This window comes from Nocardioides immobilis, from assembly GCF_003515065.1.
In the GTDB taxonomy this organism is placed as follows: domain Bacteria; phylum Actinomycetota; class Actinomycetes; order Propionibacteriales; family Nocardioidaceae; genus Nocardioides; species Nocardioides immobilis.
In genome coordinates this window covers 100,038-116,463 of the sequence record NZ_QXGH01000023.1, presented here as the reverse complement: position 1 = coordinate 116,463, position 16,426 = coordinate 100,038, and the positions used below count along the sequence as shown (strand labels likewise).

The following is a 16,426-nucleotide window of genomic DNA, read 5'->3' as shown; positions in this document are numbered from 1 at the left end:
ATTCACTCGTCGTTCCGGGCCGGTGGCGGCGTGCCGGGCTCGTCGTCCAGCATGTCGCGCCAGCGGTCGTCCTTCGGCTGCGGCTTGCGCGGGCCGCTCGGCCCCAGGATCCGGTCCTTGTCGAAGCGCACCTTCTGGCTCTTCGGCTTGAGCTGCACGGGCACCTCGTCACCCTGCACCGGGGCGTGCCAGGAGTTCTCACACGTCGCGCGGAACCGCGGGCTGCCGTCGTCGGGCCGGACGTCGAGGATGAACTCGAACTTCCGCCGCTTCATGCCGCGGCTGTGCTCGGTCTGCGCCGAGCGCCACTCCTTGATCAGGCGGCGGGCGACGACGGTGGCCGTTCCCTGCTGCCAACCCCACTCGAACACGGCGCCTCCTGACGGATCCGCCAGCATCCTTGCACCGTCGGACGCACTTCGCGGGGGTTCGTCAGCGACGGGCGGTGACGTAGCACGCGACGGCGGACGCTGCGGCGACGTTGAGCGAGTCGATGCCGGCTTTCATCGGGATGACGGCGCGGCGATCGGCCGACTGCTCCCACCGTGGGGACAGGCCGTGGCCCTCCGAGCCCAGCACGAGGGCCACCTTGTCGAGGCCGGCGACCGCCTCCTCGATCGGTACGGCGTCGTCGGCGAGCGTGAGCGCGACGGTGGTGAAGCCCGCGTCGGACAACGTCGGAAGAGCGTCGTGCCAGTCGGGGAGCCGGGTCCACGGGAGGCTGAACACCGCACCCATCCCGACCTTGATCGAGCGCCGGTAGAGCGGGTCCGCGCAGCGCGGGGCGATCAGTGCGGCGTCGAACCCGAGGGCGGCGCCGCTGCGAAAGATCGCGCCGACGTTGGTGTGGTCGACGATGTCCTCGAGCACCAGGACCGACCGCGCCCCGGCGATCACCTCGGCGACCGGCGGCAGCGGTCGTCGTACCAGGGAAGCGAGCGCGCCCCGGTGGACGTGGAAGCCGGTGACCTCCTCGGCCAGCGCCTCGGACAGGACGTAGCAGGGGGCGTCGGTGGTGGCCAGCACGTCGGCGAGGCCGTCGAGCCAGCGCGGCGCCATCAGGAACGAGCGCACCGGGAAGCCGCCCTCGACGGCACGGCGGACCACCTTCTCGCCCTCGGCGAGGAAGAGGCCGTGCTCGGCCTCGAGGTGCTTGCGCAGCTGGACGTCGCGCAGGTCGCGGTAGTCGGCGAGCCGGGGGTCGCCGGCGTCCGCTATCTCGACCAGCTCAGCCATCGCTGTCGACGACCGGGGGGAACGCGTCCGGGAAGGCGACCCGCACCACCTCGCCGATGACGATGATCGCCGGCGGCTGGACCTGCTCGTCGGCGAGGCAGGGACCGAGGGTCGCCAGGGTGGCGAGCACGGTCCGCTGCGTCGGCATCGTCCCGTCGCAGACCACGGCGACGGGCGTGCCCGGCTTGCGGCCACCGGCGACCAGCGCGTCCGCGATCGCCGACGCGTTCTGCACCGCCATCATCAAGATGACGGTGCCGGTCATCCGCGCGAGCGCGGCGTAGTCGACCAGCGACTCGGGGTGCCCGGGAGGAAGGTGCCCGGAGACGATCGTGAACTCGTGGGTGACGCCGCGGTGGGTGACCGGGATGCCGGCGATGGCCGGTACGGCGACCGGGCTGGTCAGGCCGGGGATCACGGTGACGGGCACGCCCGCCTCGCGGCACGCGATGATCTCCTCGTAGCCGCGGCCGAAGACGAAGTTGTCGCCGCCCTTGAACCGCACCACCCGCTTGCCGGCCAGTGCGCGCTCCACGATCACGCGGTTGATCTCGGCCTGCTGGGCGCTGCGTCCGCGCGGCAGCTTGGCCACGTCGACCAGCTCCACGTCGGCCGGCAGGTCCCCCAGCAGCTCCCGCGGCGCCAGCCGGTCCGCGACGACGACGTCGGCCGCCATCAACGCCTTGCGACCGGCGATCGAGATCAGGTCGGGGTCCCCCGGGCCGCCGCCCACGAGGGTGACCCCCGGCGTGCGGTCGTGCTCGTGGGAGCCGGCGATCGTGCCTTCGCGGAGTGCCTCGAGGATCTCGTCGCGCACGGCCACCGACCGCCGCGGCTCCCGGTTGCTGAGCACGGCCACGGTGACGCCGGCGTGCCGTCCGACGGCGGGGGTCCAGGCACTCCCCCGGGTCGCGTCGTCGGAGCGCACGCAGAAGACCCGCTCCTGCTCGGCGAGCTCACTGACGCGGTCGTTGACGGCAAGGTCGTCGGTGACGGCGATGACGTACCACGCCCCCGCGAGATCGGCGTCCGCGAACGGCCGCCGGTGCCAGGTGATCTCACCGGATCCCACCAGTCCCTCGATCGCCGGCGTCACCTCCGGGGACACGACGTGCACGTCGGCACCGACGGCGATCAGCTGGGGCACCCGCCGCTGGGCGACGTTGCCTCCGCCGACGACCACTACCCGCCGCCCGGCGAGGCGGAGTCCCGAGGGGTAAGGAGGGAAATCCATGAGGACATCATCGACGGGCGGCGCTTCCCCTCTTTCAACGACCCACCACCCGGACTAGATTCGCGGCCGTTGGATGACTGTGCTTGCCCCGTTGTCGAAAACCGTCTCGAAGGAGCATCCATGTCCCTGGACCGACCGGTCACGCCCGACCCGTACGAGCTGCTGCCCGCCGTACCCGCGTTCGACGTCACCAGCGCCGACGTCACCGACGGCCAGCCGCTCAAGCAGGACCAGATGTACGACGCCGGCAACACCTCGCCCCAGCTCTCCTGGGAGCCCGGCCCCGAGGGCACCCAGAGCTACGTCGTCACCTGCTTCGACCCCGACGCGCCGATCGTCAGCGGATTCTGGCACTGGGTCGCCGTCGACATCCCGGCCGACGTCACCAGCCTCGACACCGGCGCGGGTGCCAGCGACGACACCCTGCCGGACGGCGCGTTCCACGTCCGCAACGACTTCAGTGAGCAGCGCTTCGGCGGTGCCGCTCCGCCGGAGGGCGACCAGGTGCACCGCTACTACTTCGTGGTGCACGCGGTCAAGGAGCCGAAGCTCGGCGTCGACAGCAGCGCCAGCCCCGCCGTTGTCGGCTTCAACCTCGCGTTCAAGACGCTGGCGCGCGGCATGGTGGTGGGCACCTACCAGTTCTGAGACGTAGCCTGGGGACATGAGGCGTGTCCTCGGTTGGATCGCACTCGCCGTCGGCGTCGCGATCGTCGCGGCGATGGCCTGGTACGGCGCCCTCGCGCTGTTCGGCGACGAGGAGATCAAGATCGGGAGTGAGCAGGGCGTCGAGATCGTCGCCAGCTGAACAGCCGAGCGCGCCGCCCTCTTGTGGTCGGCGGCACATCGGAGTTACGTAGGTCCATGGCCGACAAGACCCCCAGAAAGGCCAATGACCAGGACCTTGCGGCGCCCGGGCCCGACCGGATCCGCAACGTCGTGCTGGTCGGGCCCACCCAGTCAGGAAAGACCGCCCTGGTCGAGGCGCTCGCGAAGGTGCCCCTCGGAGAGGGCAGGTCCGTGTCCCTCTCCGTCGCGCCGGTCGTCCACCAGGGCACGAAGGTGAACCTCATCGACACCCCGGGCTATGCCGACTTCGTCGGCGAGGTGCGGGCAGGGCTCCGCGCTGCCGACTGCGCGCTGTTCGTCATCGCTGCCAACGAGGGTGTCGATGACGGCACCCGCGAGCTGTGGCGCGAGTGTGCCGCGGTCGGCATGCCGCGTGCCGTCGTCGTCACCAAGCTCGACCATGCCCGGGCCGACCACGACCGGGTGGTCGGCGCGGCCCAGGACGCGTTCGGCGAGAAGGTGCTCCCGGTCCATGTCCTGCGCGACGGCGGCGTCGAGAGCCTGATCGGGTCCGGGGTCGACGATCCCCGCCGCGGTGCGCTGATCGAGGCGATCATCGAGGAGTCCGAGGACGAGACCCTGATGGACCGCTACCTCGGCGGCGAGCAGATCGACGAGAAGCTGCTGGTCGAGGACCTCGAGACCGCGATCGCCCGCGGCGGCTTCTTCCCGGTCATGCCGGTGTGCGCCCAGACCGACACCGGGCTGACCGAGCTGCTCGACCTCTGCGTGCGCGCGTTCCCGTCCCCGCCCGAGCACGTCCCGCCGGACGTGTTCACGCCCGAGGGGAAGGCGGCGGCGCCGGTCACCTGCGACGCCGCCGGCCCGCTGGTCGCCGAGGTGGTCAAGACCACGAGCGACCCCTACCTCGGCCGGGTGAGCCTGGTGCGCGTCTTCTCCGGCACCCTCGATCCCGACGCCTCCGTGCATGTCTCCGGGCACTTCGCGAGCTTCGGCACCGACGGGCACGACGACCACGACGAGGACGAGCGGATCGGGGCGCTGGCGTTCCCGTCGGGTGGGCAGCAGGTGCTGGCCCCGCGCGTGTTCGCCGGCGACATCGCGATCGTCGGCCGGCTGTCGCGGGCGGAGACCGGCGACACGCTGTCCTCCCCCGACGCACCGCGGGTGCTCCGTCCATGGTCGCTCCCCGACCCGCTGCTGCCGATCGCGATCGAGGCGGCGTCCCGGTCCGACGAGGACAAGCTGTCCGCAGCGCTCACGCGGCTCGCCGCCGAGGACCCGAGCCTCCGGGTCGACAACAACGCCGAGACCGGGCAGCTCGTGATCTGGGTGATGGGCGAGGCGCACGCCGACGTCGCGCTGGAGCGGCTGAAGGAGCGCTACGGCGTCTCCGTCGAGCAGCGCGAGCTCGTCATCCCGCTCCGCGAGTGCTTCATCGCGACGGCCAAGGGCCACGGCCGGCACGTGAAGCAGTCCGGCGGGCACGGTCAGTACGCCGTCTGCGACATCGAGGTGGAACCGCTCCCCGAGGGGTCGGGCTTCGAGTTCGTCGACAAGGTGGTCGGCGGTTCCGTGCCGCGCCAGTTCATCCCGTCGGTCGAGAAGGGCGTGCGGCTCCAGATGGAGCGGGGCTGCCGGCTGGGTTACCCCGTCGTCGACATCCGGGTCACCCTGACCGACGGCAAGGCGCACAGCGTGGACTCCTCGGACATGGCGTTCCAGACCGCCGGAGCGCTTGCGTTGCGCGAAGCGGCCGACCAGGCCGGGATCTCGCTGCTGGAGCCGTACGACGAGGTCGCGGTGCTCGTGTCCGACGACCTGGTCGGAAGCGTGATGAGCGACCTGTCGGCCCGCCGCGGCCGGCTCCTCGGCACCGACCAGGTCGGCGACCGGGCGCTCGTGAAGGCGCACGTCCCGCAGCGGGAGCTGGTCCGCTACGCCATCGACCTCCGGGCGTCGTCACACGGGGCCGGCACGTTCAGCCGGACGTTCGCCCACTACGAGCCGATGCCCGAGGAGCTGGCGCGCAACGTGTCGCCGCGGAGGTGAGCCCGGGCCGTCAGTACTGCGGCGGGCCCTCGCTCGCCCGCTTGAGCAGCTCCTCGAACGGCGTGGGGCTGGCCAGCTCGTCCGCGACCAGCGTCCGTGCCGGAGCGGCCGGCGTCGCCGTACTGCTGCCGGCGACCAGGGCCGCCAGCTCGGCGGCCGCCCGGTCGACCCGCTTCTGCAGCGCTCCGTCCGCGCCGAAGTCGTCGGTGGCGGCGAAGACGCCGGTGGGGACGACGACCGCATGCAGGTAGGAGAAGAGCGGCCGGAGCGCGTGGTCGAGCACCAGCGAGTGCCGCGCCGTGCCCGCGGTCGCTGCGACGAGGACCGGCGTCCCGTCGAGCGTGCCTTCCTCGAGGACGTCGAAGAACGTCTTGAAGAGGCCGGAGTACGACGCCGCGAACACCGGGGTGACGACCACCAGTCCGTCCGCGTGGCGGACCTGGTCGATCGCCGTGGCGAGCCCACCGCTCGGGAAGCCGGTGAGCAGGTGGTCGGCCAGCTGGTGCGCCAGCGGGCGGAGCTCGATGGTCTCGACCTCGACCTCTGCTCCCCGTGCCTCGACCGCCCGCTCGGCGGCCTCGCCGAGCAGGTCGGCGAGCAACCGGGTGGACGACGGCACGCTGAGGCCGGCTGTGATCACCACGATCTTCTTCATCGGTCGCTGCTTCCGGTGACGGCATCGGCCTCGGCGTACACGGTCGCGTCCTTCGCTCCCCCGGCCGCCACCACGAGCGAGCCGTGGGTCGGCGCCTCGGGGACGTGAGCCGGACGGCCCTCGTCGAAGCCCTTCCTCAGCTCCGGCAGGAGCTCGCCGAGCAGGTCGAGCTGCTCGAGCACCGTCTTGAGCGGCAGGCCCGCGTGGTCCAGGAGGAAGAGCTGGCGCTGGTAGTGCCCGGCGTAGTCCCGGAAGGACAGCGTGCGCTCGAGCACCTGCTGCGGCGATCCGACGGTCAGCGGCGTGCTCTCCATGAAGTCCTCGAGCGACGGCCCGTGGCCGTAGACCGGGGCGTTGTCGAAGTACGGCCGGAACTCGTTGATCGCGTCCTGGCTGTTCTTCCGCATGAACACGTGACCGCCCAGGCCGACGATCGCCGTGTCCGCGGGGCCGTGCCCGTAGTGCTCGTAGCGCTCGCGGTAGAGGTTGACCATCTGCGCCGTGTGCGACGGCGGCCAGAAGATGTGGTTGTGGAAGAAGCCGTCGCCGTAGTAGGCGGCCTGCTCGGCGATCTCGGGGCTGCGGATCGAGCCGTGCCACACGAACGGCGGCGCGCCGTCGAGCGGGCGCGGCGTCGAGGTGAAGCCGTGCAGCGGGGTCCGGAACCGGCCCTCCCAGTCGACGACGTCCTCGCGCCACAGCCGGTGCAGCAGCGCGTAGTTCTCGATCGCCAGGTTGATGCCCTGGCGGATGTCCTTGCCGAACCACGGGTAGACCGGGCCGGTGTTGCCGCGACCCATCATCAGGTCGACCCGGCCGTCGGTGAGGTGCTGGAGCTTCGCGTAGTTCTCCGCGATCAGGACCGGGTCGGTCGTCGTGATCAGCGTGGTCGCGGTGGAGAGGATGATCTTCTCGGTCTGGGCGCCGATGTAGGCGAGCGTCGTCGTCGGCGCCGAGGCGATGAACGGCGGGTTGTGGTGCTCGCCCGTCGCGAAGACGTCGAGCCCGACCTCCTCGGCCTTCTTCGCGATCGCAACGGTGGCCTTGATGCGCTCGTGCTCGGTGGGCGTCCGCCCAGTCGTGGGATCGGTCGTCACGTCTCCGACGGTGAAGATGCCGATCTGCATGGTCCACTCTCCCCTGGTCTGCTTGGTCGTGGTCTTGTCGCCATCGTAGTTGACATGGCAACCACTCGTCACAACCGAGGGTCCTGAGGGGCTATTCCCGGGCGAGGACGAGCAGCGCGCGGTCGTCGTCGCCGCGCGACACCTGCTCCAGGATCCGGGCCGGTACGGCGCCGACGCCGCCGCCCTCGACGACGGCAGCGCCCGCCTCGGCCAGCAGCCAGGCGATCCCCGCGTCGATGTGGGCGTCGGACCGCTCCACGACGCCGTCGGTGTAGAAGAGCAGGGCGTCGCCGGGCCCGAGCACTCCCTCGCTCACGTCGAACTCGGGCTCGTCGACCACGCCCAACGCCGTGCCGCGGGCATTGTCGACGACCCACTCGCCGGCATCGGCCCGCCAGTGCAGCACCGGCGGATGGCCACCACTGCGGATCGCGTAGCGCCCGCTCGGCAGGTCCACGGTCACCTGGACCGCCGTCGCGATGCTCTCGTCAGACGGCTGCCTCATCAGGAAGGCGTTGGCGGCCGCCAACAGCTGGTCCTCGGGAAGGCCCACGAGGAGCCCCCGCAGTGCTCCCGCGAACTGCACGGCGTGCGGCAACGCGGTCGCACCCTTCCCGCACACGTCGACCAGCACCATCACGAGCCCGTCAGCACCGTCCGGGGTCGCCACCCGGTCTGCCACGAAGAAGTCCCCGCCGTACGAGAAGCCGTGCGCCGCCAGCATCGCCGACGTGCAGTACCAGCCGGGCGGCAACGGCGGGACCTGGCACTGCTCCTGGAGCAGGTCGCGCAACCCGCTCAGGAAGGCCTCATCCACGCCGCCACCCTAGTGGCGGCCCCCAGACGAGTGAGTCCAGGCAGCCCGTGGGCCTAGGGTGGCGATCGTGCACGGCATGCACTTCGAGCACATGGCGACCGAGTACGCCGGCGCGCGGCCGCCGTACCCGGATGCCATCTTCGACAGCCTGGAGCAGGCGGGCGTCATCGGAGGCGACCGCGAGGTCCTGGAGATCGGCGCCGGCTCCGGGCTCGCCACCGAGCAGCTGGTCCGGCGTGGCAGCCGGGTCGTGTCGCTCGAACCCGGCGAGCGACTCGCGGCCCTGACCAGAGCCGCGGTTCCCGGCGCCGAGGTCGTCACGACGCGCCTCGAGGATGCCCAGCTGCCCGACCACGCCTTCGACTCGGTGGTCGCCGCCACCTCCCTCCACTGGGTGGACCTGTCCATCGGCCTGCCCCAGCTCCACGCCGCCCTGCGGCCCCGTGGGTGGATGGCCGTCTGGCGCACCGTCTTCGGGGACGAGAGCGTCCGCACGCCGTTCCGTGACCGCGTCGCCCAGATCGTGTCGCAGCGGGAACCGGGCGAGGTCGACAGCGGCCGAGAGCCACGTCCCACCATGCGCGAGCTGGTCGCGGGCGGCTGGTTCGAGTCGGTGCGGACCGAGACGTGGTCGTGGTCGGTCGACCTGAGCACCGACCAGGTACGCCGGCTCTTCACGACCTTCAGCGACTGGACGGCGGCCGAGGCGGAAGCCGCGGCGCAGGCGGCCGACGACCTCGGCGGGCGGGTGACCGAGCACTACCGGTCGGTGTTGCACCTGCTGCGCAGCACGGTGCCCGAGTAGCGCTCACATCGTCATCGGGTGTGCGGACGGCATCGGTATCAGTCGACGAGACCACGAGCAAGATCCTCGACCGCCTCGAGCGTGCGCCCGAGGTCGTCGTACGACCCCTTCCAGTCGCCGGCGGTGTAGAGGATGTGGTTGGCGTCGTCGATCTCGAGCACGCTGAGGCCGGACGCCCGCGCGAGGTCGGCGTCCCACAGCTCGTCCGCGGTGCCACCGACCACCAGGCCCGGAAGCTGGCCGTCGCGGAGGGCGTTCGCGATCTCCGGGATGGTGAGGACCGGCGTGAGCCACACGCCGGGCCAACCGCGCTCGTTGGCCCAGGACGCCGCATAGGTCCCGAACGACTTGCCGACCACGAGGGTCCGTTCCGCGTCGCCGGCGAGGTCGAGCGCCTGCTGCGCAGCGCGGGCGACGAAGTTCGCTGCATCAGCGCGCGCTGCGTCGTCGATCTCCCAGCGAACGGTGACGACCCGCCACCCGTTCTCGGCGAGCACCTGACATGTCCACCAGAGCAGCGGGTGGTCGACCGTGTACCCGGATCCGCCAGGCAGCACGACCGCCCGCCCGACGGGGTTCTCCGGCGCAAGGTGCCACTCGTTGACGACGACGGCGCTCGCGGAGTCGCTCATACGCCCGGAGCCTAGACCCGCAGTGCCAGTGCCTGGTGCACACTTTCCCCATGACCGACGAGATCGTCTCTCCCGAGGCCATCGCGGAAGCCGTCACCGACGTCCTGGGGCCGCCCTGGGAGGCCGAGACGATCACCCTCCCTCCGGACGAGGAGGGCGAGGTCGTCGCCACCCTGGTCAGCCGCCGGGCCGGCGCCACCACCGAGCGCGCCGTGCTCCACGTGCACGGGTTCGCGGACTACTTCTTCCAGACCGAGTACGGCGAGTGGTGGCTCGAGCGCGACCACGACATGTACGCGATGGACCTGCGCAAGTACGGCCGCTCGATCCGGCCGCACCAGACGGCGACGTACGTGGCGGATCTCGAGGAGTACTTCACCGAGCTCGACCTTGCGTGGGAGCGGATCGTCGAGCGCGACGGCCACACCCACGTGATCCTGTCCGGCCACTCCACCGGAGGACTCGTCGTCGCGCTGTGGGCGGAGGCGCGGAAGCCCGAGGAGCTTGCGGGGATCGTCCTCAACTCCCCCTGGCTCGACCTCCAGGGCAAGGCCTGGATGCGCACCCTGCCGGCGTCAGCAGTCCTCGACCGGGTCGGTCGACTCCAGCCGATGCGGATCTTCCCACGCGAGGTGAGCGGCGTGTACGGCATGACGCTGCACCGTGCGCACGCGGGCGAGTGGAACTTCGACCTGACCTGGAAGCCGCTCGAGTCGTTCCCGGTCCGGTTCGGCTGGCTCCGCGCGATCCGGGCCGGCCACGCGCGGGTGCACCAGGGACTCGACATCCCGTGCCCGGTCCTGGTCCTGTCGTCGGACCGCACGACCTTCACGACGACGCTCGACGAGCGGGCCCACACGTCGGACATCGTCCTCGACGTCAAGCAGATCCGCCGCTGGGCCAGCTCGCTCGGTCGCAACGTCACCTCGATCGCCGTACCGGGGGCCGTCCACGACGTCGTCCTCTCCCGGCCGGAGGCGCGGGAGCGCGCCTACCTGGAGATCCAGCGCTGGCTTGCGACGTACGTGCTTTGAGAACCCACTAGTGTCGCCGACATGGACCCTGTGACCGGCCTCTCTCTCGGCCGCATCGCCATCGGCGTCGGCTCGATCGCCTCCCCCACCCTCACTGCGCGGCTGTTCGGCCTGTCCCCGGCCAACAACCCCCAGCTGGGCTACTTCGCGCGGATGTTCGGCGTCCGCGAGATCGCGCTCGGCGGGCTCACCCTGCTGGCCAAGGGCGACGCCCGTCGCACGATGGTGCTCGCAGGGGTGGCCGTTGACGGCGCCGACGCCGCCACCGGAGCGATCGGCATCGCCCGCAAGGAGATCCCGCTGCTCGCGGGCGTCATGCTGATCGGTGCCGCGCTCGGGGCTGCCGGTTCCGGCGGCGCCGCACTCGCCGCCGACCGCGGTCAGTAGTCAGTAGCCTCGGGCGTCGCCCTCGGTGCTCAGGTGAGCACCATCAGGGCGACTGCCGAGAGCCCCACGACCACGATGAACCCGCGGAGCACGTTGGGCGGGAGCCGACGCCCGACCGAGGCGCCGATGAGGCCGCCGGCGAAAGCGCCGACGCCGATCAGCAGGACGATCAGCCAGTCGACCTCGGCATCGGACCAGCCGACCCACGACACCAGCACGAAGACGACGCCGGCGACCAGGTTGGCCGCGGCCACGATCACGTTCTTGATGCCGTTGAGCCGTTGGAGTGGCTCGGCCACGCCGATCCCGAGCAGCGCCATGACGATGACGCCCTGCGCGGCACCGAAGTAGCCGCCGTAGATCGCGCCGCCGAAGACCGCCGGCCACACCCAGGCGGCGTCGCCCTTGCGTTCCACGCCCCGCCTCTCGGCGCGCGCGGCGACGGCCTTGGACAGCCGGGGGCCGACGATGACCAGCACCACGCCCAGCAGGATCAGTGCCGGCACGATCGTCTCGAACGCGCCGGCCGGGAGCAGGATCAACAGGGCGGCGCCGGTGATGCCGCCGAGCACGGCGGGGACGAGCAGCCGACGGATCCGACCGCGTTGGCCCGCGAGCTCACGGCGGTAGCCGAACGCACCGGTGACCGAGCCCGGGACCACCCCCAGGCTGTTGGAGATGTTGGCGACGACCGGCGGCACCCCGAACGCGACCAGGGTCGAGAACGTGATGATCGTCCCCGAGCCCACCACGGCGTTGATGGTCCCGGCACCGACGCCGGCCAGCAGGACGGCGACGATCTCGAGCGGGCTCATCCCCGGTGCAGCCGGCGTCGGGCCGCGAAGCGCCCGTCGTGCCTCTCGAGCACCAGGGGCATGCCGAACGTCGCGGAGAGCGCCTCCGGGGTCAGCGCCTCCTCGATCGGGCCCTGCGCCATGACGCGACCCTCCCGGAGCATCAGCACGTGCGTGAAGCCCGGCGGGATCTCCTCGACGTGGTGCGACACCAGCACCGTCGCCGGGGACGAGGGGTCGTAGGCGAGGACCGAGAGGGTCGAGACCAGGTCCTCACGACCTCCGAGGTCCAGGCCGGCGGCCGGCTCGTCCAGGAGCAGCAGCTCGGGGTCGGTCATCAGGGCGCGCGCGATCTGAACGCGCTTGCGCTCGCCCTCGCTGAGGGTCCCGAACGTGCGGTCGGCGAGCTTGTCGGCGCGCACCTCACGGAGCAGGGATCGTGCCCGGTCGTGGTCGAGGTCGTCGTACGCCTCGCGCCAGCGGCCGACGACGGCGTACGACGCCGACACCACCACGTCGCTGACCTTCTCGCCGCGCGGGATCCGCTCGGCGAGGGCCGCACTGGTGAGGCCTATCCGGGGGCGCAGGTCGAAGACGTCGACGGTGCCGATCAGCTCGCCGAGCACGCCGACCGCGCCGGACGTGGGGTACAGGTGCGCCGCCGCGACCTGCAGCAGGGTCGTCTTGCCCGCTCCGTTGGAGCCGAGCACCACCCAGCGCTCGCCGTCCTTGACGACCCAGGTCACGCGGTCCAGCAGCACCGCGTCGCCCCGGCGGATGGTGACCTCGGCGAGCTCCAGGACGGCGGACATGGCGACAACCCTATAGACCGCTGATCGACGTCATTGCGGGGGCGTTAGTGTCGCGCGTCGTGGTGATCGAGATGCCGGTGACCGGCCGGGTGGCGTGGTGGGGAACGGCGTTCCTCCGCGGGCTCCTCAGCCCGGACGAGTACGTCGACGCGGTGCTCTCCGAGGCGACGACCCACGTCTTCGGCGGCCCGGCAGGCCCCCGCTCGCTCCTGGAGGCGACAGCGGCGGTGCGGCAGGCCGGTGCCACGGGGTTCGGCGCCGCGTTCCCGGCTCCGGGCGATCCGAGCGGCCTGGCCGGCCCACCGGACTTCACGATGGCTGCCACCGACGCCGGCGAGGCGCTGGTCGCACTCGGCGTCCGGACCGAGCCCGGGATCGGGTGGGTCCCGGCGCAGGTCGGCCGCGCTGTCGAGTGGACGCCGTACGACGCCCGCCGGCGGATGCCGCCCGACCTCGGCGACGCAGACCGGACCGTCCGCCGCGCGTTGCTCGAGACGGCCAACGAGCTGGCGCGGCTCGACGTCGCGCGCTGGCGGCCGGAGGTGGCCGACGCCCTGCACGACCTGCGAGACGGCGCTCCGGTCGTCGCACCGCCGGGCGTGCCGCCCCGCGCCGTCGACCTCGCCCGGCGTGCGCTGCACCTCCAGGAGGTCGTCGACCTCGCGCTCGACGACGACGGAGCCGCGGTGAGCGCCGGCGAGATCGCGGCCCGACGTGCCGTCCTGGTCCCGCTCGGCACGGCCGCCCGCCATGCCCTCACGGCGGCCTGTTCACCGGACGGTTGGCCTGAGGGCTGACGAGAAGCACTAACCTCGTCGCGTCATGACCACCACCGCCGACACCCTGCTGATCACGCTCACGGGCAAGGACCGACCCGGAGTCACCTCCGCGATCCTCGGCGCGCTCGCGCACGCCGGTGTCAACGTGATCGACCTCGAGCAGATCCTGCTCCGGAGGCGACTCGTGCTGGGTGTGCTGGTGACCGCCCCGCGCGACGTCAAGCGGTTGAGCCGCTCGGTCGAGAAGGTGGCTACCGACCTCGGCATGACCGTCGAGATCGAGAAGGGCACCGGCGACAACCGGACCCGGCGCGAGGGGCGCTCGCACGTCACGGTCATCGGCTCGCCGCTGCAAGCGTCCGCGATGGCCGCGATCGCCGGCCGGATCGCCGACCTCGGCGGCAACATCGACCGGATCGAACGGATGGCGCGCTACCCCGTGACCGCCCTGGACCTGGATGTCTCCGGTGCGGACCCGCTGGCCCTGCGCCGGCACCTGGCGCGGGAGGCCTCGGCCCTCGCGATCGATGTCGCGGTCCAACCGGCCTCGCTGCTGCGGCACGGCCAGCGACTGATCGTGATGGACGTCGACTCCACCCTGATCCAGGGCGAGGTCATCGAGATGCTGGCGGCGCACGCCGGCTACGAGGCCGAGGTGGCGACGGTGACCGAGGCGGCGATGCGCGGCGAGATCGACTTCGAGGAGTCGCTGCGGGCCCGGGTCCGGCTGCTGGCCGGCCTCGACGCGTCGGTGATCGACCAGGTCTACGAGTCCATCGTGATCAACCCGGGCGCCCGCACGCTGGTGCGGACGCTGCGGCGACTCGGCTACCGGTTCGCGATCGTCTCGGGCGGCTTCAGCCAGATCACCGACCGGCTCGCGGAGGACCTCGGCATCCACCGCGCCCGCGCCAACACCCTGGAGGTCGTCGACGGCAGGCTGACCGGCAACATCGTCGGCGAGGTGGTCGACCGGGCCGGCAAGGCGAGGGCGCTCCGGGAGTTCGCCACGGACCTGGGCATCCCCGAGGCCGCGACGATCGCCATCGGTGACGGCGCCAACGACCTCGACATGCTGGAGGCGGCCGGGCTCGGTATCGCCTACAACGCGCGTGCTGTGGTGCGCGAGATGGCCGACACGGCCCTCAACGTCCCCTACCTCGACGCGATCATGTACCTGCTCGGCATCAGCCGCGAGGAGATCGAGGCGGCAGACGCCGCTGACGGCATCGTCACGCCGGCGCCGCCGATCTAGCTGGCGGCTTCGCTGGCGCGGCCCACGTTGTAGTGGGTCAGCCGCGCCCGGCCCATCGCGATCCGCGCCCAGGTCGCGGGCAGCTCGAAGACGGCCGTCGCGCTCGTCGGGTAGCCGCGCATCAGCCGGTCGACGGCGTCGGGCGGCCCCTCACCGTCGTCGAGCAGCTGGGCAAGCATGCCCACCGTCGGGTTGTGCCCGACGACCACGAGGGTGCCGATGCCCTCGTCGGTCAGCGCGACCAGGTCGAGCACCCCGTCCTCGTCGGCGCCGTAGAGCGCCTGGTCGAACGTGACGTCGGCCGACCACCCGGCGGTCTCCGCGAGCAGCTCCCAGGTCTGTCGGGCGCGAACGGCCGCCGACACCAGGGCGGCGTCGGCCACGATGCCCTCCTCCGCCAGCCACGAGCCGGCCGCGACGGCGTCGGCCCGCCCGCGCGCTGCGAGCTCCCTCTCGAAGTCGGTCGGTCCGTAGGGCTCCGCCTTCGCGTGCCGGACCACGACGAGCCGGTGCGGGGTGCTGACCATTGCTGCAGCCTAGAGGGAGGATGAACACGTGTCGTCGTACGGGCCAACCCATGTCGTGCCGCTGGTGATCTTCGCCCTCGGCCTGGTGGCAGCGGTGATCCTGGGCCGCCGCCACCGGGGGGTCGACGGCCCCACCCGCTTCAGCCGGACAGCGGCGGTGCTGATCCCCGCGGTGACGCTGCCGTTCCAGCTGGTCGATGTCTCGTTCAACTTCGACATCGACGTCACGCTGCCCCTCCACCTGTGCGATCTCGCGTGGATCGCGGCGACCTGGGCGCTGTGGACGCACAAGCCGTTCCCGGTGGCGCTGACGTTCTTCTGGGGGCTGACCCTCACCATCCAGGGCGTCATCACCCCGGCGCTCAACGAGGACCTCCCCCACCCGCGCTACTTCGCGTTCTGGGCGCTGCACCTGCTGATCGTCTGGGCGGCCGTCTACCTCGTCGTCGGCCTCGGCAAGGTGCCGCGCTGGCGGGACTACGGCGCGACGGTGGCCACGACGCTGGCCTGGGCGGTCGCGACGTACTGCTTCAACCTGCTCGCCGACACCAACTACGGCTACCTGCTGCGCAAGCCACGCAGGTCGATCCTCGACTTCTTCCACGACTGGCCGTGGTACGTCGTCGAGGAGATCGTGCTCATCGTCACCTTCTGGGCGCTGATGACCTGGATCGCGCAGAGAGCAACTACGCGCCCATCGCGTGGAAGCCGCCGTCCACGTGCACGATCTCTCCCGTCGTAGCCGGGAACAGGTCGGACAGCAGGGCCCCGACCGCGCGCGCGGTGGGCTCGGTGTCGCTGTTGTCCCAGCCGAGCGGCGCCCGGGTCTTCCACATGTCCTCGAGGTCGCCGAAGCCGGGGATCGCCTTGGCGGCCAGCGTCCGCAGCGGACCGGCCGACACCAGGTTGACCCGGATCCCCTGGGCGCCGAGGTCGCGGGCCAGGTAGCGCGAGCACGACTCGAGCCCGGCCTTGGCGACGCCCATCCAGTCGTACGCCGGCCACGCGACCGTGGCGTCGAAGGTCAGACCGACGATCGAGCCACCAGCCGGCATCAGCGGCTGGCAGGCGACGGCCAGCGACTTCAGCGAGTACGCCGACACCTGCACGGCCTGCGCGACGTCCTCCCACGGGCCGTCCAGGAAGTTGCCGCCGAGCAGCGTCTCGGGGTTGCCGTACGCGATCGAGTGGACCACCCCGTCGAGGGTCGCGTTCTCACCGAGGTGCTCGCGCACCATCGCGGGCAGCGCGGCCAGGTGCTCCGGGTCGGTCACGTCGAGCTCGAGGACCGGTGGGGCCTCGGGCAGTCGCTTGGCGATCCGCTGGGTGATGCCGAGCGCCCGGCCGAAGTTGGAGATGAGGACGGTCGCGCCCTGCTCCTGGGCGAACCGCGCCACGGCGAAGCCGATCGACGTGTTGTGGGTGACGCCCGTGACGAGGACGTTCTTGCCGTCAAGGATCCCGCTCATG

At 71.6% G+C, this 16,426-nt stretch carries 20 protein-coding genes; 9 read left to right on the top strand and 11 right to left on the bottom strand.

All coding sequences use genetic code 11. From position 1 onward, the window contains the following. Positions 1–2: 2 nt before the first annotated feature. The 3 genes from D0Z08_RS19010 to cobA all read right to left on the bottom strand — a co-directional run bounded on the left by D0Z08_RS19010 (position 3) and on the right by cobA (position 2,470). The gene (locus D0Z08_RS19010; protein WP_118926834.1) at positions 3–371 is read right to left on the bottom strand and encodes a hypothetical protein; all 369 of its coding nucleotides are present in this window, start codon (positions 369–371) and stop codon (positions 3–5) included. Between the two features lie 61 nt (positions 372–432). Beyond that, a complete protein-coding gene (locus D0Z08_RS19005) occupies positions 433–1,236 on the bottom strand; it encodes a TrmH family RNA methyltransferase (protein WP_118926833.1) in 804 nt (267 codons plus the stop codon). Then, complete coding sequence (cobA, locus tag D0Z08_RS19000; protein WP_118926832.1) at positions 1,229–2,470, bottom strand: uroporphyrinogen-III C-methyltransferase; 1,242 nt, start codon at positions 2,468–2,470, stop codon at positions 1,229–1,231. Before cobA ends, D0Z08_RS19005 begins: the two co-directional genes overlap by 8 nt. A 120-nt stretch (positions 2,471–2,590) precedes the next feature. Here cobA and D0Z08_RS18995 point away from each other — a divergent pair, with 120 nt between their 5' ends. From D0Z08_RS18995 to D0Z08_RS18990, 3 genes are read left to right on the top strand one after another with little or no spacing between them, the layout of a single operon-like run. After that, positions 2,591–3,118 (top strand): YbhB/YbcL family Raf kinase inhibitor-like protein, encoded by a 528-nt coding sequence (locus tag D0Z08_RS18995; RefSeq protein ID WP_118926831.1) that lies wholly within the window; start codon positions 2,591–2,593, stop codon positions 3,116–3,118. A gap of 16 nt (positions 3,119–3,134) precedes the next feature. Then, on the top strand, positions 3,135–3,278 hold the full coding sequence (locus D0Z08_RS32225; RefSeq protein WP_182481386.1) for a hypothetical protein: 144 nt from the start codon (positions 3,135–3,137) through the stop codon (positions 3,276–3,278). A 56-nt stretch (positions 3,279–3,334) separates the two neighbouring features. Continuing rightward, entirely contained in the window at positions 3,335–5,332 is a 1,998-nt protein-coding gene (locus tag D0Z08_RS18990; RefSeq protein WP_118926830.1) for an elongation factor G, read from the top strand. 10 nt (positions 5,333–5,342) lie between these two features. On the opposite strand, the gene D0Z08_RS18985 is transcribed toward D0Z08_RS18990, so the two are convergent. The 3 genes from D0Z08_RS18985 to D0Z08_RS18975 all read right to left on the bottom strand — a co-directional run bounded on the left by D0Z08_RS18985 (position 5,343) and on the right by D0Z08_RS18975 (position 7,931). Then, the gene (locus tag D0Z08_RS18985; RefSeq protein WP_118926829.1) at positions 5,343–5,987 is read right to left on the bottom strand and encodes an FMN reductase; all 645 of its coding nucleotides are present in this window, start codon (positions 5,985–5,987) and stop codon (positions 5,343–5,345) included. Next, positions 5,984–7,114: an LLM class flavin-dependent oxidoreductase gene (locus D0Z08_RS18980; protein WP_118926867.1), complete on the bottom strand. Its 1,131-nt coding sequence runs from the start codon at positions 7,112–7,114 to the stop codon at positions 5,984–5,986. Before D0Z08_RS18980 ends, D0Z08_RS18985 begins: the two co-directional genes overlap by 4 nt. A 91-nt stretch (positions 7,115–7,205) precedes the next feature. Next, on the bottom strand, positions 7,206–7,931 hold the full coding sequence (locus D0Z08_RS18975) for a PP2C family protein-serine/threonine phosphatase (protein WP_118926828.1): 726 nt from the start codon (positions 7,929–7,931) through the stop codon (positions 7,206–7,208). A 76-nt stretch (positions 7,932–8,007) separates the two neighbouring features. Here D0Z08_RS18975 and D0Z08_RS18970 point away from each other — a divergent pair, with 76 nt between their 5' ends. Next, positions 8,008–8,736, top strand: coding sequence for a class I SAM-dependent methyltransferase (locus D0Z08_RS18970; protein ID WP_245994131.1), 729 nt, complete (start codon positions 8,008–8,010; stop codon positions 8,734–8,736). 38 nt (positions 8,737–8,774) lie between these two features. Here D0Z08_RS18970 and D0Z08_RS18965 read toward each other — a convergent pair whose 3' ends face one another. After that, positions 8,775–9,368, bottom strand: a complete 594-nt coding sequence (locus D0Z08_RS18965; protein ID WP_118926826.1) for an alpha/beta hydrolase — start codon at positions 9,366–9,368, stop codon at positions 8,775–8,777. 50 nt (positions 9,369–9,418) lie between these two features. Here D0Z08_RS18965 and D0Z08_RS18960 point away from each other — a divergent pair, with 50 nt between their 5' ends. Together D0Z08_RS18960 and D0Z08_RS18955 are read left to right on the top strand one after the other, a co-directional pair. Next, entirely contained in the window at positions 9,419–10,402 is a 984-nt protein-coding gene (locus tag D0Z08_RS18960) for an alpha/beta hydrolase (RefSeq protein WP_118926825.1), read from the top strand. Between the two features lie 21 nt (positions 10,403–10,423). Beyond that, positions 10,424–10,789, top strand: a complete 366-nt coding sequence (locus D0Z08_RS18955; protein WP_118926824.1) for a DUF4267 domain-containing protein — start codon at positions 10,424–10,426, stop codon at positions 10,787–10,789. Positions 10,790–10,818: 29 nt separating this feature from the next. On the opposite strand, the gene D0Z08_RS18950 is transcribed toward D0Z08_RS18955, so the two are convergent. Both D0Z08_RS18950 and D0Z08_RS18945 read right to left on the bottom strand, forming a co-directional pair. Next, positions 10,819–11,604 carry a sulfite exporter TauE/SafE family protein gene (locus D0Z08_RS18950; protein ID WP_118926823.1) on the bottom strand — a complete coding sequence of 262 codons (786 nt, stop codon included), beginning with the start codon at positions 11,602–11,604 and terminating at the stop codon, positions 10,819–10,821. Next, complete coding sequence (locus D0Z08_RS18945; protein ID WP_118926822.1) at positions 11,601–12,395, bottom strand: ABC transporter ATP-binding protein; 795 nt, start codon at positions 12,393–12,395, stop codon at positions 11,601–11,603. The genes D0Z08_RS18950 and D0Z08_RS18945 overlap by 4 nt, the downstream gene beginning before the upstream one ends. A gap of 59 nt (positions 12,396–12,454) precedes the next feature. On the opposite strand from D0Z08_RS18945, the gene D0Z08_RS18940 reads away from it, so the two are divergent. Together D0Z08_RS18940 and serB are read left to right on the top strand one after the other, a co-directional pair. Beyond that, positions 12,455–13,192 (top strand): hypothetical protein, encoded by a 738-nt coding sequence (locus D0Z08_RS18940; RefSeq protein ID WP_245994118.1) that lies wholly within the window; start codon positions 12,455–12,457, stop codon positions 13,190–13,192. A 25-nt stretch (positions 13,193–13,217) separates the two neighbouring features. After that, a complete protein-coding gene (gene serB / locus D0Z08_RS18935) occupies positions 13,218–14,429 on the top strand; it encodes a phosphoserine phosphatase SerB (protein WP_118926821.1) in 1,212 nt (403 codons plus the stop codon). Here serB and D0Z08_RS18930 read toward each other — a convergent pair. Next, a complete protein-coding gene (locus D0Z08_RS18930; RefSeq protein WP_118926820.1) occupies positions 14,426–14,956 on the bottom strand; it encodes a SixA phosphatase family protein in 531 nt (176 codons plus the stop codon). The two genes, serB and D0Z08_RS18930, sit on opposite strands and share 4 nt — an antisense overlap. 28 nt (positions 14,957–14,984) lie before the next feature. On the opposite strand from D0Z08_RS18930, the gene D0Z08_RS18925 reads away from it, so the two are divergent. Beyond that, positions 14,985–15,698, top strand: coding sequence for a YwaF family protein (locus tag D0Z08_RS18925; protein WP_118926819.1), 714 nt, complete (start codon positions 14,985–14,987; stop codon positions 15,696–15,698). Here the strand turns inward: D0Z08_RS18925 and fabI are convergent. Then, positions 15,643–16,425, bottom strand: coding sequence for an enoyl-ACP reductase FabI (fabI, locus tag D0Z08_RS18920; RefSeq protein ID WP_118926818.1), 783 nt, complete (start codon positions 16,423–16,425; stop codon positions 15,643–15,645). The two genes, D0Z08_RS18925 and fabI, sit on opposite strands and share 56 nt — an antisense overlap. Position 16,426: the final 1 nt, after the last annotated feature.

Excerpts from the sequence above, each read along its gene's own strand:
- serB (WP_118926821.1), top strand. The coding sequence starts at position 13,218 with ATGACCACCACCGCCGACACCCTGCTGATCACGCTCACGGGCAAGGAC.
- D0Z08_RS18965 (WP_118926826.1), bottom strand. The coding sequence starts at position 9,368 with ATGAGCGACTCCGCGAGCGCCGTCGTCGTCAACGAGTGGCACCTTGCG.
- D0Z08_RS18970 (WP_245994131.1), top strand. The coding sequence starts at position 8,008 with ATGCACTTCGAGCACATGGCGACCGAGTACGCCGGCGCGCGGCCGCCG.
- D0Z08_RS18930 (WP_118926820.1), bottom strand. The coding sequence starts at position 14,956 with ATGGTCAGCACCCCGCACCGGCTCGTCGTGGTCCGGCACGCGAAGGCG.
- D0Z08_RS18985 (WP_118926829.1), bottom strand. The coding sequence starts at position 5,987 with ATGAAGAAGATCGTGGTGATCACAGCCGGCCTCAGCGTGCCGTCGTCC.
- D0Z08_RS18950 (WP_118926823.1), bottom strand. The coding sequence starts at position 11,604 with ATGAGCCCGCTCGAGATCGTCGCCGTCCTGCTGGCCGGCGTCGGTGCC.
- D0Z08_RS18990 (WP_118926830.1), top strand. The coding sequence starts at position 3,335 with ATGGCCGACAAGACCCCCAGAAAGGCCAATGACCAGGACCTTGCGGCG.
- D0Z08_RS18945 (WP_118926822.1), bottom strand. The coding sequence starts at position 12,395 with ATGTCCGCCGTCCTGGAGCTCGCCGAGGTCACCATCCGCCGGGGCGAC.
- D0Z08_RS18995 (WP_118926831.1), top strand. The coding sequence starts at position 2,591 with ATGTCCCTGGACCGACCGGTCACGCCCGACCCGTACGAGCTGCTGCCC.
- D0Z08_RS18955 (WP_118926824.1), top strand. The coding sequence starts at position 10,424 with ATGGACCCTGTGACCGGCCTCTCTCTCGGCCGCATCGCCATCGGCGTC.
- D0Z08_RS18960 (WP_118926825.1), top strand. The coding sequence starts at position 9,419 with ATGACCGACGAGATCGTCTCTCCCGAGGCCATCGCGGAAGCCGTCACC.
- D0Z08_RS18980 (WP_118926867.1), bottom strand. The coding sequence starts at position 7,114 with ATGCAGATCGGCATCTTCACCGTCGGAGACGTGACGACCGATCCCACG.
- fabI (WP_118926818.1), bottom strand. The coding sequence starts at position 16,425 with ATGAGCGGGATCCTTGACGGCAAGAACGTCCTCGTCACGGGCGTCACC.
- cobA (WP_118926832.1), bottom strand. The coding sequence starts at position 2,470 with ATGGATTTCCCTCCTTACCCCTCGGGACTCCGCCTCGCCGGGCGGCGG.
- D0Z08_RS32225 (WP_182481386.1), top strand. The coding sequence starts at position 3,135 with ATGAGGCGTGTCCTCGGTTGGATCGCACTCGCCGTCGGCGTCGCGATC.
- D0Z08_RS19005 (WP_118926833.1), bottom strand. The coding sequence starts at position 1,236 with ATGGCTGAGCTGGTCGAGATAGCGGACGCCGGCGACCCCCGGCTCGCC.